The organism is Paenibacillus sp. An7 (assembly GCF_009870785.1).
In the GTDB taxonomy this organism is placed as follows: domain Bacteria; phylum Bacillota; class Bacilli; order Paenibacillales; family Paenibacillaceae; genus Paenibacillus.
Genome location: NZ_WTWX01000003.1, coordinates 80,649 through 97,033, shown reverse-complemented (window position 1 = coordinate 97,033; position 16,385 = coordinate 80,649). Strand labels below are relative to the sequence as shown.

Sequence of the window (16,385 nt, the reverse complement as noted above, 5' to 3'; positions counted from 1 at the left end):
TGATTGTAGTTCCTAGCACGCTCGTCAGCGTTCCCGCTGTAATCGTTGCTCCGAGTACACTTGTCAGTGTCCCGTCCAACAAGTTCGTGAGTGTTCCTGCAGTGACTGTCGCTCCAAGCACGCTTGTCAGCGTTCCATCCAGCAAGTTCGTGAGTGTTCCTGCTGTCACTGTCGCTCCCAGCACTCCCGTTATGGTCCCTGCTGTAATCGTTGTTCCCAGTACACTCGTCAGTGTTCCTGCCGTAATCGTTGCTCCGAGCACACTTGTAAGTGTCCCCGCCGTGATTGTCGCACCGAGTACACTTGTAATTGTACCCGCTGTAATGGATACGCTCGTGATACTAGGCATGTTACTAATCGTACCATCCAAAATAACACCCACCAGGTTACCTGATGGATCCGTACGCACAGGATGGGATACTTCCTCATTGTCCGTGCCATATATCAGCGTCCTTAAATTGTCGGGGTTTAAGTTAAAACTCGAAAAGTTTGGCATCAAGGGCCTCCTCCATAGAACATGATCTAACACCACAGCAGTGCTACGTCATTCTATGCCAGGACCTAGCGAGTCGTAACGGCTTAAGCCTCACTCTTTTTTTCAGGGTAAGGACAACCCAAACCAAATACGCGCTTTTTCCATATACTAGTCTTGGATAATACTTATCATCAACCGTGTTCAAATAACCATAACAGATGGAATTTAGGAACTGAATTCTACTAAAGGAGGAAGATCCATGACCAACTATAATGTATTTAATTCACCCAATCGGCCTTTGTATACACAGCAGATGAACACTTATGTATCGCCTGGTGTTGAAGCTACTCCTGATGCAGGAGCTGCTGCCGCTGGAAGACTGTTCTCCTTAACAACGGGAAACATTGCGTTAGCTTCGGGAAGCAGTCTGTTATTACAGGTGGTTAATCCAGCAGGCAGCGGTCGCACTCTTTACTTCTCACAAGCGATTGGGGGTACTACAGCCGCTGCTTCGCTTATTTTATACAGGGGAGGTACGTTAACCGGCGGAGCTGGATTAACCCCGATTAACAATCTTTTTGGAAGCCCGATTACAAGTGTAATGACGGCGCAGCAAGTGGCCGGTTCCATTACAGGAGGTCCTGTGAGCATCCTGAGCATACCCCTAACCTCTGGCGCTTATGATATCCGTCTTCCAGGGACGATTATTGTTCCACCAGGTCAATCCGTAACATTTAGTCTTGGAACCGGTGCACTGACGGGGTCCATCAATGTAAGCTGGTGGGAATTCTAAAAAAAAGTTTCTAAGGAGGGATACTGCTCTATGCCTAACGATCATATTTTTAGTAATGCGAACAAACCTCTGCAGCAGCTACAACTAAATACGTATCAGTCTCCAAGCGCAGCGGCTCCTACAGAAGCGAGTGCAAGTCAGGCGGGAAGACTATTTACAGCAGGAGCAACGAACTCAGCTACGCTCGGACTGCTTGGAGGATCTTCTATCATTACCATACAGCTGACCAATCCCGCAGGCAGTGGAAGAACCGCTTATATCTCTCGCATTTCGGGCGGCATCAATGTTTCGCTTAGCTTGTTATCCTCATTTTCCGGATCAATGACGATCATTAGAAATGGTACTTTAACAGCACCGACTACACTGACAGCATCTAATTTAAATTTTGCAAGCAGTAACACAAGCCTAATGACCGTCCGCTCATCTACCTCTGCTTCTACGGGAGGAACTTCGATCCTCTCCATGCCTCTAGCTGCAGGACCCCTTGAATATAATGAGTTCGGTGATTTTATCATTCCTCCAGGTCAATCTTTCACACTAACCATAAGCGGCGCTTTGTCCGTTGCAGGGGTTCTTGCCAGTACAGCCAACCTCGTCTGGTGGGAGGTCTAAGCAGAACGTATGGAATCTATTAAATCATGTAGAATATGATGCGAAAAAAAACGGCACTCTAAGAGTGCCCGCTTCCTGTTCCATTCTATAAACATGGTTCTATCCAAGAACAACCCGATCATCGGCTAGCGTTGTTCCGCTGATCTGCTCGAACTCCCGCAGCAGTTCAGCCACGGTCAGGGTTGCTTTACGCTCCGCATTTACATCAAGGATAATCCGGCCTTTATCCATCATAATCAGCCTGTTCCCTAGCCGAATCGCTTGTTCCATATTATGAGTCACCATCAGGGTGGTCAGGTTCATTTCTCGGACAAGCGTTTCTGTGATGCTGGTAATCAGCTCAGCCCGCGATGGATCCAGTGCAGCAGTGTGCTCATCGAGAAGCAGAATCTCAGGGCGAGTAAATGTCGCCATAAGCAGGCTGAGCGCCTGTCTTTCCCCGCCAGACAAGAGTCCTACCTTGGCTCTAGTCCGATTTTCAAGTCCAATCCCGAGCTTCTCCAGTTGTTCCCGGAATAGATGCTTCGTCCCCTTACTAATTCCAAAAGAAAGCCCTCTCGATTTGCCTCGGCGGTAAGCCATCGCCAGATTCTCTTCTATTGTCATCTGAGGCGCAGTCCCTGCCATCGGGTCCTGAAATACCCGGCCGATCCACTGGCTCCGCTTATACTCAGGTAAGCCGCTTATCGTCTTATCCTTAATTCTCACTTCTCCGGCATCGGGTTTCAGTACACCTGATATCACATTCATCAAGGTAGATTTGCCTGCGCCATTACTGCCAATGACCGTTACGAAATCACCTTGGTTTAAGGTTAAATTCGCATCCATCAATGCAATCTTCTCATCTACCGTACCTGGATTAAATAATTTGGAGACATGATCAATGTGCAGCATTATAGACCACCTCCTATATTTTTCCCTGTATATCCCGATCCAGATAACAGATCTGCCGTCCGCTTCTTCGCCATCTTCTTCTGTTTTATTTTCCGCTGAGTGGAAGGAATAAGCAGCGCCAGAATGACGATTACTGCAGTAATAATCTTCAGGTCAGAAGTCTCCAGCCATGGGATACGATAAGCTAACATGACTACAATTCGGTATACAACCGAACCAAGAATGACGGAAACAATCGCCCAGAAGATACTCCGCTTACCAATGATCGCTTCTCCGATAATGACAGAAGCCAGTCCGATCACGATCATGCCGATCCCCATCGAAATATCTGCAAATCCAGACTGCTGTGCAATAAAAGCACCGGACAAAGCAACAAGACCATTGGACAAGCTGATCCCTACGAGCTTTGTTATGTCTGTATTTGCACCAAAGCTGCGAATCATACGCTCATTGTCACCCGTCGCACGAAGGGCAAGCCCTAGATTCGTTTTAAAGAAAATATCAAGAAGCAAGATAATGACAACGGAAATGATCAGCATGAAATACAGAGGAGATACGCCTGTAAACAGGGTATCCGTATTAATCAGCGACACATTGGGAGCTTTCAGAATTCGCATATTAATCGAATAGAGAGCAATCATCATCAGAATACCGGATAACAGGCCATTGATTTTTCCCTTGGTGTGCAGCAGTCCTGTACATGCTCCTGCCGCAACTCCTCCGCCAAAAGCAGCTAGGGTGGCAACCCAAGGAGCGTGTCCCGCTGTAATCATCACCGCCGCAATGGCTCCGCCTGTCGTGAAACTTTGGTCAACCGTTAGATCGGGGAAGTCGAGAATCCGAAATGTAATATATACGCCCAGTGCCATGAGTCCATACAATAGCCCCAGCTCAATCGCTTTTGGCGTGGATGCAAGCAGTTCGAGCAGTGTACTAACCATACTTTTCTCCTCCTAGTTAAAGAGAACAGGGTGGGAGTCCCGCCCTGTTGCACATTGCTGTCCTGTTCCTAGCTACCATTCAGCTTGCCTAACTTAAATACCATACATCTTGTCTAACCTATTACTGAATAATATTGGTTTCCTGATCTGTTACGCTTGCCTTCATTTCCTCTGTGACTTCAATTCCTTGTTCTGCAGCGGCACTGAGGTTAAGAATAAGATCAAGTTTGTCTGGTACGGTAATCGCAAGATCGGCTGGATTTGCGCCATTTTTTAGAATATCTACAGCCATTTCGCCTACTTGATATCCATGATCAAAATATTTAAAACCTACGGTTGCGAATGCACCCTTCTCTACCGTATCACGGTCACTGGAGAAGAACGGAATATCTTTATCGTTCGCAATTTTGATAATCGTATCTACTGCACTTACCACGGTATTATCGAGTGTAATGTAGAGGGCATCGACTTTGCCGACTAGGGAATCTGCTGCCTGCTGTACCTCGGACGTATTCGTTACTGAGGCTTTGATGAGTTCAATATTATGCTCCTTGAAAGCTGCTTCCGCATTCCCCGCCATAACTACCGCATTCGGTTCTCCTTCATTAAGTACAAGGCCAACCTTTTTAATCTCCGGCAATTGCTCTGCAATGAAAGAAGCCAGTGTCTTAATTGCCTCTGGATTTGTATCCGATGCTCCTGTAACATTGCCGCCCGGTTTTTCTAGATTGGTCACAAGTTTTGCATTAAGAGGATCTGTTACAGCAGCGAATAGTACAGGCTTATCTTTTACCTGCTGGACAACAGCTTGAGCAGAAGGGGTAGCTATACCGAGCACAAGATCACTTTTATCTGTAGCAATCTTCTGAGCAATCGATAGGTTATTCGCAGCATCGGCTTGGGCATTGCTGAGGTCAATCTTCAGATTGTCTTCCTCTACCAGACCACCGTCCTTCAAAGCAGCAATAAAACCTTCTCTTGTGACATCTAGCGAAGGATGTTCAACGTACTGCGAGATCGCAATGGTATACACCTTCTTCTCGCCTGCCGAATTTCCACCTTCCCCGCCCGAGGTACCGTTCGTACCCGTACTCCCTGCATCGTTTCCACAACCTGCTGCCAAAGCCATCGAAGCACCAAGAATCAAAGACATCCACATTTTTTTCTTCATATATAAGACCCCTCTCTTTTTCTTCTCGCTTACTGTACTCCCATTTCATACACATCTCTTACATACGGTGTTACATAATAGCATTACTGTGTTAAAGCATGCGGAGCTGAAAAGGCATCATCCCTTCAAGTTCCTCCAAGATGAACCGTTTGCAAGAATTAAAAAACGGGTCACCCACGCGTTTATTAACGCATGGTCAGAAACAACTTTTCCCTAATATTACGGGTGCTTGTACTATTCGTCAATTACTACTTTTACTGGAAGTTACAAAAACAAAAAGAAAACGCCACAATAGAACCTAAGTTCCATTCTGACGTTTTCATAATTAAGATGGTTTAATCTTATACGTACAGCAGCGTCCGCCTTTGGCAAGGCATTCGGTGCGGGTTACTGAAGCTTGCAGCAGGGATTCGAATAATTCTAACTCACAGCGGCATGCCTGTTGGTATACATCTGCAACCTCAGAAATCGGGCAATTATATTCACGCAGAATATAACCTTCTTCGTCTTCCGTAAGTTCAGTCATATAACCGCCATCATTTTGAATCCGTGCCAAAGAATGAACACGGCTCTCTAGATCTTTGTCTTCCATCTCTTTAATATATCGTTCGCGAAGCTTGTTTCTGCGCCTCTCAAACAATAGATCGATCATTTCCTCACCGGCTTCGTCTTGCAGTTCCTCAAGCAGATCCAGCGTAACTTTTGGATAGGTTTTGGGAAACAATGTTTCACCTGTATCCGTGAGTCCATACACGGCAGAAGGACGTCCAGCAGTCTGCCGAACTAAATGAGGGGCAATATACCCGTCCTTCTCCAGTGTTGCAAGATGCCTGCGTACCGCCATCTCTGTAATCTTCAGTTCGGCAGTGATCTCACGGGCACTCAGCGGACCTTGAAGCTTTAACATGTGCAGCACTTGCTGGCGTGTTGACATATCTCTTGGTGCACTCATAAGAATCACCTGCTTTCGTGTTTATGAGATCGAAGCAGCCGCTACGTTCGCTTTCTCCCGGCAAGCATCCGAACAGTACAAATCATGCTCTTCCGCACAAGAATCACAGGACACATACTGTAAATTACATGTCGGGCAGTTCACATATTGGTCTTCTATCGTTCCGCAGTGATAGCAGGAAGCAATCACAATATCTTCATCTGTACGGTTAATCGGTACAGAAATACGTTCGTCAAATACATAGCATTTACCGTCAAACAGTCTGCCCTGAACCTCAGGATCTTTACCATAAGTAACAATTCCGCCTTCAAGCTGAGCGACATCCTGGAAACCTTCTTTTAGCAAGAAACCGGTAAGCTTCTCACAGCGAATACCGCCCGTACAATACGTAATGACTTTCTTGTCTTTCACGTCACCCAGGTTCTCACGAATCCACTGCGGGAATTCACGGAAAGACTCGACATCAGGGCGGATCGCTCCGCGGAAATGTCCAATTTCATATTCATAATCGTTACGGCCGTCAATTACCACAACATCGTCGCTTTGCAGCTCTTCATAAAATTCCTTAGGAGAGAGACGTTTGCCGAACAAGACGTTTGGATCCAGCTCTTCTTCATAGCGGAAAGTCACTAGTTCTTTTTTGTGACGCACAAACATTTTTTTGAACGCGTGACCTTCTACTTCGTCAATCTTAAACCATATATCGCTAAACAGCGGGTTCGCTTTCATATCCTGCATATATTGTTCTGTTTGCTCATAAGTTCCAGATACCGTTCCGTTGATTCCTTCTTCAGCAATCAGTATCCGGCCTTTCAGTCCAAGATCCTTGCAATATTGTAAATGTTCCCGAGTTAACGTCTCTGGATCATCAATGTGGACAAATTTATAGTACAGCAGTACACGGTAATTAGATTGACTCATTCTCTGTTTCCACCTGTCATTATTTATAGTTCCAAGCTATGAATTAGACGACAACAACGAGGAAGTAAAGACCTTGCTGGCGTTCACTTCGTATTCAATTACAGACCCCTAAACAACAAGAAGCAGCCACAAGAAGGATGAAAAAGATCCCTCTGCCGCTACATGTAAATTCATGGTCAAAATGATATTCCTAGTCTAACGAAGTGGACCCACTTAGTCAATATAAAGGTATAAAAAGTTGATTAAGTGCCTTGTCTGGATCCTCCTTTATTTAATGCAAAAATTCCTGAAATCAAAAAAGGTCATCTCAGCAAGGACCTGAATCCTTCGAGATAACCTTTGTGTACCATATAATCAGTTACTACGTTGTCCAAATCTGAATGAATAACGCAATAATCATCATCAGTCCACATAATACGGAAGACTGCTGGGAAGCTCCAAATAGAGGTAAATAAGCTTCCGTAGGATTTTCTTTGTCACTTAGTGTTTTATACACTTTATAAAGTGGAATGATAGAAATGATAGCGATAAGACCATACACCGGCAGTGCATCAAACGCAACGGCGATAATCAAAAATACATAAGCAAGACTCGTCATCATTTTTGATGCGCGAAGCCCCTTCTCTTCACCCCACACGACAACTAAAGTGTCCTTACCCGCTGCAGCATCGGCATTTCTGTGCAAGAAATGATGATTATACAAAAGCATTGTAGTAAGCATCCCGATTGGGAACGACAGTAACAGCGGTGTAAGATTAAATTCGCCAGTCTGTACATAGTAAGCACCCAGCACAGGCAGAACGCCAAAGGAGATGAAGATCGCCATCTCACCATACCCTTTTCCTCGGTAACCCAACTTCAGCGGGGGTGCTACATAGAAATAAGCAAGCAATGCTCCGACCACAGCCAAAGCCAGGATAGGCCAACCGCAGATCATGGTAAGTACAAGACCGCACACCGCAGCAAGCAGCAAGAATGCCCAAGTAATACTTGCAAGACGCTTTTCCGTTATTTTACCTGATGTAAGAATCGCGGAGTGTGTAGCAATGTCACCTTCTAGCTCGACCGCTTTTGTATCCGCCCCATTGCGGTAATCCCAGAGATCATTAATGAGATTCGAGAAAATATGTGCAGATACAGCCCCCACCAGTGTGACTAAAAATAAAAACCAATGAAACTCTTTCGTCACTGCATAAGCAGCTACCGTTCCGAGAATCACGGGAACAATCATCACCGTTATCGAAAAGATTCGGGTAAGTTGTTTAAAAAATTCCCACTTCTTCATGATGTATAAAAGCCTCCTACAAAAATTCATGACCATTGTGTAAACACTTTGTGACAATGTTCACACAATGTTAGATTATACACCCAAATCGTCAATTTTGTCATAGGAAAATTATATACTATTCAAAAAAAGTTGATTCTGAGGAAAGCAACGAAAGGTATTATGAAATTGATTCTTTTAAGGAAAATTCCTTTTCTTTTGTTGAGAAGAAAAATAATTCAAGATCATCCCTATGATATAGAGTATGATTCCTGCATTTAGAGCCAGATCGGCAATATTCATAATTCCTCCGCCTTCAGAGAAAACAATAAAATCCGTTACGGTTCCATGCCAGAACCGATCGATCATATTCCCTGCTGCACCGCCGACAAGAAACCCGGCTCCCGCATTCGAAATACGGCCCTGAATGTCCCCTTTGGACCGATAATAAAGAATAAGACAGATAAAGATGACAGCAACTACACCAAATAAACGAGCATACCCCTGAAATAAGCTGAATGCCATACCTGAATTTTCATAATGTTGGAGTTCATAAATAATCCCCCTTACAGGAATTACTTCAGATATTGCAATATGGTCACGCACCCACCATTTACTCAGCTGATCAAGCAGAATAACAAGAAATGCCGTAAAGTAAAATACCATCGCTTCCTCCTTATCCGTGCAATATGTAATCTGTATGTACCTTACTAATGTACCATAGCTGCAGTTTGTACATCTAAGTGAGATGAAAGATCCGTGCATACAAAAGAGGCCCCCTTCGAATGAGAGTGCCTCCTAGTTCCATTAGTTGATCGCCGATAATACATCGATCAGCATCTGTTTAAATGCTCCACGATCTATATCTTCACATACGCGTACATTCGGTGTTTGCCCCAGACGACCATTGATATCAACAACGCTGTATCCTCTTGTATATTGCCCTGCCGCTTCTACATCGACAAAATACGTGCCAGACTTCGTCATAATTGATTCATTCGCAGCCACTGCCATCAGAAGCGTATCTGGGTGTGTGGTGCCCGGAAGCTTATGTACCTCTTTATTAAACTGCATAACCACTTTATTGATATCGATGAAGAATTGAGATCCTTTTGTACCCAGTGCTGCAATTTCTTCATGGTCTGCATCATCCATCACCGAATAACGAGTACACATCTCCCAGCCGACCATCGTCATTGGGATGCCAGAGTGGAGTACAATTCGTGCTGCTTCCGGATCGGTATAGAAGTTATATTCTGCTGCAGGCGTGATATTACCAAGTGCGTTATTCGCCCCGCCCATGATATAGATATGAGGAATAAGCGGAATAATCGTAGGGTCTTTTTGAATCGCCATAGCAATGTTCGTAAGCGGTGCAATCGCCAGAATATGAATTTCCCCAGGATTTGCATGTACCGTCTCAATGATATAATCTACCGCATGTTTGGTTTCGGGACGCTGAACTGCTTTTGGAAAATGAGCTCCGCCCATGCCGTCATCCCCATGTACATCATCGACATAACGGTGCTGAGCTGTTCCAAGGGTAAGCATGGGCCGCTCGATCCCTTTATATACAGGAACTTGTCCGCTTTTTCCCGCTACTTGTACAGTATATAGTGCGTTCTCTACTTCCTGATTAAATTCCACATTTCCCCCGGTGATCGTGATTCCTTCCACCTGAAAATAATGAAGCGCTGTCAGGATCGCTATCGTATCGTCTCCTGCCGTATCCGTATCAATAATTACTCGTTTCATCTGTATACACTCCCTGTTGTCATGTTCTCTAACCAAAAAAAGCATGTACATCTCTCATTATTGAACCATTTTCCTCATCATTCTTGCAAGTATTTATCTCGCCTCTCATCCTATTAGAATGGTCTCTAATACGGCTACAATATCCCCTTTATTTGCATTCCTTCTTCCTTTTCGTTACCATTTTAAAGAACTCATTACGATTATACAGGAGGATTATTTATATGTTAGAAATGCAAAGTTTTATCCATCGTTGGAACACACACCGTGAAGTGCTACATAAACTCGTTGATCTGAATCAAGAAGGACTTGCTGAGTTTAAACCATGGGATGGCAGCATGAGTTATGGAGAACTCGCACTTCATATTGCTGGATCGATGGAGATGTTTGCAAACACCTTGATTCGCGGCGAATTCACTCCCCCACAAACAAAAAATGAGTGGACCACTTTGGAAGATGTGCGTAACCTCGTTCATCGTTATACGGAATCTACATCCTCCCTGCTCGCTTCCATTACCGAAGAGCAGCTGCAACAAGAAATCGCATTGTTCGGAAAAACAGTACCCGGCTATGGCATCCTGAACATGGCTCTTGACCATGAAATTCATCATAAGGGTCAACTGTTCACATTTGCTCGTGTGGCAGGGGTTAGTGAACTTCCTTTCTTTATGTAAAAACATAGATTTATCATCTTTTAGCCAGTCCTATACAAAGCTTGTAATGGGCTGGTTTTTCTTTTATTTTCTATATTGTTTATTTATTTCCTAATTTTTAATTCATTTCTATGAAATTTGGGTAATGAGTAATAACTTGAACTGGGAGGTATTTTCTTTTGAAAAAGTGGAATGTATTTATCATGGGGGTCATCCTTGTCCTCGTCCTTGCAGCTTGCGGTAATAATGATGCCGAGCCAAGCACAGGGGGGACAACCGAAGGAGCACCAGCAGCAAACGATCAAACTTCAGGTAACAACGAAAACGTAAATGAAGAAACACAACAAACCCCTACAGCAGAAGAACTAATCACACGGATTACAGAAGCAAGCAAAGGAATTAAGAGTTACTCTATGGATAGCAAAATCGAACAAAACCTCAGTATTACCATGGAGGGAGAAGAGCAAAAGCAAGATGTGAATATGGAAATGAAAACAGATGTGGTATTAAACCCCATCGCTGCTTATCAAGAAATCAAAACATCCATGCCCGGTCTAGAGGGCACACAGGAGATAAAGCAATATATTACGGAAGATGGAGTATACACACAGGTCGAGGATACTTGGGTAACCCTTCCTAAGGAATCCACCGCTCCTCTGCTGGAACAGATGAAGAATCAGTCCAATACAGCTTCCCAATTCGAACAGCTGAACAGTATCGCAAGTGATCTCCAAGTTGAAGAAGAAGGAGATGTCTACTGGCTGAAAGCTAAACTTTCCGGAGATAAAGTCAAAGAACTTGCTACAGCCATCTTGTCTCAAAGCAGTGCTACCGATCCGCAAATGGCGGCCATGATGCAGCAAATGAGCATTAAAACCATGGACATTTCCTATAGTGTAGATAAAGAGACCTACTATCCAAAAGATCTCGTCTATTCCATGACTATGGATATGGACATGGATGGTCAGGCACTCTCGATCATAATGAAGATGGACAGCTCACTCACGGACTACAATAAGACAGAAAGCATAAAAATACCGCAGGATGTACTCGATAATGCGGTTGAACAGCAGATGCCAGCGCAGACAACAACTCCATAAAAGACATATAAGAAATAGCGACTGATCCCTTGTGGGAAGGTCGCTATTTTTTAAACTATAAAGAACAGAATTAGACTCGCTTCGTTATCGATTTTCTATTGATGAGAATTCGATACTTAAACGGAAACCACTTTTAATCAATATCATTTCGAATTTCTTTAACTTGATGTGCCAAATCGACCTGAGAGTGATCCAATTCTACTTTCACTGTGCCTTTACGCCGCAATTCTCGCCATTCATTCAATTGTTCTTCCGTCTCTAGCTTGAGTTCAGCAATTTCCTTTGCACGATCGAAAATGTATTTGGATGTGTAAAGCAATCGATAGATACCTAGACCACCCGAGATAATTGGCTCTTCTCGTTTGATCCATTTCTCGACCGATAACTTCACATAGAGCTTATCTTCTGTTCCCTTTCTAGCAGGGCGTTCCTTTATTTCACCTCTCCGTACAACTTTCCAGTTCCTTACCTTGCCATACCAATGAATTCCCGTTTCACCCGTACCCGCGAATTTTCCTTTCGACTGATAAAGAGCGACGTACTCAATCTGTGTAAGAATCGTATGGTCAGATATATTTTCAAGGGGTAGATGATAGTAATGATACTGTAGTGCACTTTCTAATTGAGCGACTTCTCTTAACGAACCTACCAGAACATTTTTACCGGATAACTTATTCTGATAATAACTTTTCGTCCCACGAGGACGCGTTGATCGCTCATATGCTTTTTCTGGACTATCCATAATAATCTCATCCAGAAATGCATCCATTAACTCCGTGGAGTTTGGTAAAAAGGGAAATGCACCAACGTTAACGAGCTCAATGCTTTTATAAAATTTATGTTCACGATACGTTTTTTCGTCATGATATGGAAATAGCACGTAAGCTCCAAACATACTTCGCTCTAGTTCCTGCCCCCCATCAGCATACACAATCGCATCTCTATATCTATGCATTGTATTAATATCATCCTCTTCAGGCCCAGGCTGCTTGTACTTCTGATAGTAATAAGATCCTTCATAGGCAGGGTTAATCCGATATTTAGCATCAAAGATATATTTGTACTCCATAGCAGACTCATTCTTTTTCAGAGTCAACACATTATCTGGTTTTTGGCCAAGAGTTGCACTACGGTCACCACGCGGCAGAGCATTATAGTACAGCGTAAAAACTTCACCCGTTTTCTGATTACGGTACACCATTTTGGCTGCTTGCGATTTATCCAGCGTAAAAAACATACCCGTACGATTAACCTTGATGATATCTTGTTTTAACAACTCATATTTGCGGGCTAGCAGCTCATTAATCTTAAGGAAACACCAGTATTCGTATAGTTGCGCCAAGTCCTTCATAGACAATCGGAATAAATCACTGTGTACCGTGAGCCCTTTCATAAGCATCAAGTAACTTCGATATACCTCTCTATATCCTGGTGCCATCTGCAGTACCAGCGTGACGGAGAGTTGTTTCATTTCCCCTACATTTTTCAGAAAATCCAGTTGTAAAAGCCGTTGTAACTGATTCTGCATGGATGTTATTTTCTTATCCAACAAAGGGTCCTGGAGTTTCCCTGATACGGCAAGTTTCATCTTCATCTGTTTCAGTTTCTTAGATACTCGCATTAATACCCATCTAACAAAACGATTCTCCATCGTATCATACTCAGCATGACGTTTCGTTTCGAGGGCATGTGTTGGGTACAGCCGTTGCCCCTGATGCGGAATAAAACCATGCTGTTCATGATGTGTAAGAAGATGTGGACGTTTTGTTATGTAAGCTATATTCTCTTTGCCGGCTTTCTTTACTTTAGACGCATCGACTACTCTTGGTTCTCTTTCCAGCCTATAATGAGGATTTACATGAATCCGTTCTACCGCTTGTTTAAGCTGGTCAAAAATATACTGTAAGATTGTAAAAAACTCGGTAAGACTCTGATGATGTGTCTCTTTTAACCCCATTAGATGATAGGTCTTCCTCAAAAAATCAAAAGACAAATTATATATCTGCCGATTAATATCACTTAAGATCATCTGATAATCTCTTTTGTAATCCATCTTAGAAGGATAGATTTCGAGTTGCAGCTGGAACAACGGTCGTCCTCGGTATTGAAGTTCTAACTCAGTAAGTCCTACCTCATTCTGAAAATTCAGAATTCCAGAAAGAATCGAACGACCCAGTGGCTTTATGGCCTGACGAATATAAACATTATTATGATGAAAAGTAAGTTCTGCCGTTTGCTTTTTCTCAATGACAAGTTCATAGGACTGCGTTTCATAGAATAAAGGGTAGCTTTTGTCCCCTGTCTTCCAAAGAACTAACTGCCCCTGTTCTGGTGAAAAAACATACATATTCTCTAGTACAAGCTCATCCGATAGGATCTCCATCTGCAACGTGTTCGAATCGATCCATGCTCCTGTATCCTTACGATGGAGCTGTAGAGATTCTACCGTAGGATGATACGGCTTACCCTGGATATATAGGTTAAAAAGATTGGTCTCTATTCGAATGAGCTCTACACTTTGATTAAGAAAGCCAGTATGAGGTGAATCCATCTTCTTCTAACCTCCGTAACATAAAGGCAATCTTTCGTGCGGATTGCGGATATTTCACGTCTACATCCTGCTGCTTTCTGCCGTATTTCCCATACAATTCGGAAGCATCATCCAGCAGATCTTTAATTGGGAGAGATCTACCTAGAGCTTCCTGCATCAGCTGCAACAACACTCTTTTTACAGATAAGCTGCTTCCCTGAATTCTAGGTAATATCTTTTGAAGAAGCTGTCCGTCAAAAGCCTTATCAATGGGTATCAGGTCAAAGCGCTGATTATACACCATATAAAAACAAATGGAGTCACGAATACGGAAGCCGACATGGGAATGAATTTCTTCGAGAATGTTGTTGATTCGTACAAGCTTGTCCGTTGTCCAATGCACCAGATCTTGATACGTGCTGTATACATCGGATAACTGTAAATAATCACTTCTCAGGAACATATTATTTGCGCCAGAAGATGAAAATACTTCTTCCTCATCATAATCAGGATATTGCTGAAGATTAATGTAGTTGAACTCAATCGTATTTGCGCGGTCCAACACCTTTTTGCTAAACGGATGAGTCGTTTCGTCCATATTAACGGTTCCAATAACGTACACGTTATCTGGAAGAGATACACCGCCATACACAGGCTGATCTTCCTCTCTTAATGACTCGGACCCAATCAAGGAAGAAGTAATAATACGGTCGCCGTTCCATTCTTGGGTTTCCATGACGCTTAGAATATCACTAAAATAATACTCCACTCGTGCCAAGTTCATCTCATCTAGGCATATAAAATAAGGCTTGTCCTTATTCTCCGGCTTCATTGCTTCTACCAACACTTCTGTTAATCTTCCAGGTCTAAAGACGCCCGCAAGGTCTTTGTAACCTAAGAGATCAGATGGATCACTCCAGTCCGGTCTTACGGGAATCAAAGTAAATTGTCCGTTATCCATCGTAGCACCTAATGCTTCAGCAAAAAGTTTTACCAGCTTCGTTTTCCCTGTACCCGATACACCCGCAAGGATAACAAAGGGCTTTGACTTGAGAGACAAGTAGAAGTTTTCCATGAGACCATCTGGATAAAGGAACCCTTTATGGTGAATATACCTTTTTGCTTGTTCCAGTTGTTCTTTGACTGTTAATGTCACCGGATTTGGCTCCTTATCTGAAGTAAGTTCTTCTCTACTATGAAGCACGATATCTACATATTGATTATAGTTAGAGACTAAGTTCTGGAGGTCCTGTATAAGCTCTTCATCTTCCGGTAAAGCACCTCGTTCGTATTTGATATAAGCTACCGTAGAAACTTGGTAGTCTCGGCCTAGACCGCTTTTATCCGTGAGAAAGATGTTCTCATCTTTATGTAGTCCTTCTAATGGGATCAAGCTACGAATTTCTTCCGTTTTCTTTTTGAGATATTCGTATCCTTTAGTCCTACCGTCTTTTAATGGTTCTGTAACTCCTTGTATTAACGTGAGATATATAGACTGCATATCTTCGGAGAACAAATACACGATGTATTCTCCCTTTTGTGTCGTCTGTGTAATTCTTTTGTCCATGAGTGCGATCCATGGGATAGTTGCCCAGTTGCCTTGCCCAATAGAACCTTGAATTTTGTAATGTTCATCTAAAGAGAGCAGATCCACCAACTGATTTGGAATCGTGTTCCTCACTAGTGTGCCTAAAGGATGCTGAGCAAAAGGTTCTGTTTTGGCTTGGAGATACGTGTTCATCACTTGAGATAAGGCAGCTTGTAAAGAAAAAGAAGGAAGATTTCTACTTAATTCAAGTTTCTTATTGTAATTATTCAGCTCTTCCATGGCGTATGCTTTCAGCTCCTTAAGCGTCTCTTCGTTGAACCACTCTGGATTGGCCAAGGTGAGAGTCTGATTGGCTTGATCGAAGCTGAGAACAGAAGACAGAGCATCAATTGGTGTCTTTAATAACGTCTTTGTTTGACCTAGTGTGAAATCACTCCATCCAGAAGCTTTCTGTTCTGGTGGAGTATCTACCGTATTTCCCGCTTCGCTCTCTTTTTGATAGTGTGCCAAGAACTTTTGAGCTATTTGATCTAATGAAGCCTGATAAGAGTGAGTTTCTTCATAAAAATCGATTATGGATAAGATTAAGACCATTTTGTATGATTTTTGTTTGGCTCGAAAAATATTAGAAAGTGCTTCTGGTAGCATGATGACCTCCAAGTAAGAAAACATGATTAATGTAATTATAAAGAAATAAAAGCAGTTTCCCAATTGAATTTAAGGAAACTGCCAACTATGGACCTATAATATGGATAACCCAGCTAAGTGAAGGAATAGA

At 43.0% G+C, this 16,385-nt stretch carries 14 protein-coding genes and 1 pseudogene; 4 read left to right on the top strand and 11 right to left on the bottom strand.

The window, feature by feature from the left end:
- A pseudogene (locus GQY27_RS05720) lies at window positions 1-496 on the bottom strand (DUF6385 domain-containing protein); the annotation flags it as partial.
- A gap of 238 nt (window positions 497-734) precedes the next feature.
- Here GQY27_RS05720 and GQY27_RS05715 point away from each other — a divergent pair.
- Together GQY27_RS05715 and GQY27_RS05710 are read left to right on the top strand one after the other, a co-directional pair.
- Window positions 735-1,268: a hypothetical protein gene (locus tag GQY27_RS05715; RefSeq protein ID WP_160032591.1), complete on the top strand. Its 534-nt coding sequence runs from the start codon at window positions 735-737 to the stop codon at window positions 1,266-1,268.
- 30 nt (window positions 1,269-1,298) lie between these two features.
- Entirely contained in the window at window positions 1,299-1,880 is a 582-nt protein-coding gene (locus GQY27_RS05710) for a hypothetical protein (RefSeq protein WP_160032590.1), read from the top strand.
- A 99-nt stretch (window positions 1,881-1,979) separates the two neighbouring features.
- On the opposite strand, the gene GQY27_RS05705 is transcribed toward GQY27_RS05710, so the two are convergent.
- The 8 genes from GQY27_RS05705 to GQY27_RS05670 all read right to left on the bottom strand — a co-directional run bounded on the left by GQY27_RS05705 (window position 1,980) and on the right by GQY27_RS05670 (window position 9,778).
- On the bottom strand, window positions 1,980-2,774 hold the full coding sequence (locus GQY27_RS05705; protein WP_160032589.1) for an ABC transporter ATP-binding protein: 795 nt from the start codon (window positions 2,772-2,774) through the stop codon (window positions 1,980-1,982).
- Window positions 2,774-3,715, bottom strand: a complete 942-nt coding sequence (locus GQY27_RS05700; protein ID WP_160032588.1) for an ABC transporter permease — start codon at window positions 3,713-3,715, stop codon at window positions 2,774-2,776. The genes GQY27_RS05705 and GQY27_RS05700 overlap by 1 nt, the downstream gene beginning before the upstream one ends.
- A gap of 121 nt (window positions 3,716-3,836) precedes the next feature.
- Window positions 3,837-4,886, bottom strand: coding sequence for an ABC transporter substrate-binding protein (locus GQY27_RS05695; protein WP_160032587.1), 1,050 nt, complete (start codon window positions 4,884-4,886; stop codon window positions 3,837-3,839).
- Window positions 4,887-5,211: 325 nt separating this feature from the next.
- Entirely contained in the window at window positions 5,212-5,838 is a 627-nt protein-coding gene (locus tag GQY27_RS05690) for a helix-turn-helix transcriptional regulator (RefSeq protein ID WP_160032586.1), read from the bottom strand.
- Between the two features lie 21 nt (window positions 5,839-5,859).
- The gene (gene trhO / locus GQY27_RS05685; protein ID WP_160032585.1) at window positions 5,860-6,759 is read right to left on the bottom strand and encodes an oxygen-dependent tRNA uridine(34) hydroxylase TrhO; all 900 of its coding nucleotides are present in this window, start codon (window positions 6,757-6,759) and stop codon (window positions 5,860-5,862) included.
- A gap of 361 nt (window positions 6,760-7,120) precedes the next feature.
- Window positions 7,121-8,044 (bottom strand): prenyltransferase, encoded by a 924-nt coding sequence (locus GQY27_RS05680; RefSeq protein WP_160032584.1) that lies wholly within the window; start codon window positions 8,042-8,044, stop codon window positions 7,121-7,123.
- 177 nt (window positions 8,045-8,221) lie between these two features.
- Window positions 8,222-8,689, bottom strand: a complete 468-nt coding sequence (lspA, locus tag GQY27_RS05675) for a signal peptidase II (RefSeq protein WP_160032583.1) — start codon at window positions 8,687-8,689, stop codon at window positions 8,222-8,224.
- 141 nt (window positions 8,690-8,830) lie between these two features.
- Window positions 8,831-9,778: a nucleoside hydrolase gene (locus tag GQY27_RS05670; protein WP_160032582.1), complete on the bottom strand. Its 948-nt coding sequence runs from the start codon at window positions 9,776-9,778 to the stop codon at window positions 8,831-8,833.
- A 221-nt stretch (window positions 9,779-9,999) separates the two neighbouring features.
- Here GQY27_RS05670 and GQY27_RS05665 point away from each other — a divergent pair, with 221 nt between their 5' ends.
- Window positions 10,000-10,449 carry a DinB family protein gene (locus tag GQY27_RS05665; RefSeq protein ID WP_160032581.1) on the top strand — a complete coding sequence of 150 codons (450 nt, stop codon included), beginning with the start codon at window positions 10,000-10,002 and terminating at the stop codon, window positions 10,447-10,449.
- A 158-nt stretch (window positions 10,450-10,607) separates the two neighbouring features.
- The gene (locus GQY27_RS05660) at window positions 10,608-11,528 is read left to right on the top strand and encodes a DUF6612 family protein (RefSeq protein WP_160032580.1); all 921 of its coding nucleotides are present in this window, start codon (window positions 10,608-10,610) and stop codon (window positions 11,526-11,528) included.
- Window positions 11,529-11,661: 133 nt separating this feature from the next.
- Here the strand turns inward: GQY27_RS05660 and GQY27_RS05655 are convergent, their stop codons facing one another.
- Both GQY27_RS05655 and GQY27_RS05650 read right to left on the bottom strand, forming a co-directional pair.
- Window positions 11,662-14,079 (bottom strand): restriction endonuclease-like protein, encoded by a 2,418-nt coding sequence (locus GQY27_RS05655; protein ID WP_160032579.1) that lies wholly within the window; start codon window positions 14,077-14,079, stop codon window positions 11,662-11,664.
- On the bottom strand, window positions 14,051-16,255 hold the full coding sequence (locus tag GQY27_RS05650) for an MrcB family domain-containing protein (RefSeq protein ID WP_160032578.1): 2,205 nt from the start codon (window positions 16,253-16,255) through the stop codon (window positions 14,051-14,053). Before GQY27_RS05650 ends, GQY27_RS05655 begins: the two co-directional genes overlap by 29 nt.
- Window positions 16,256-16,385 lie beyond the last annotated feature (130 nt).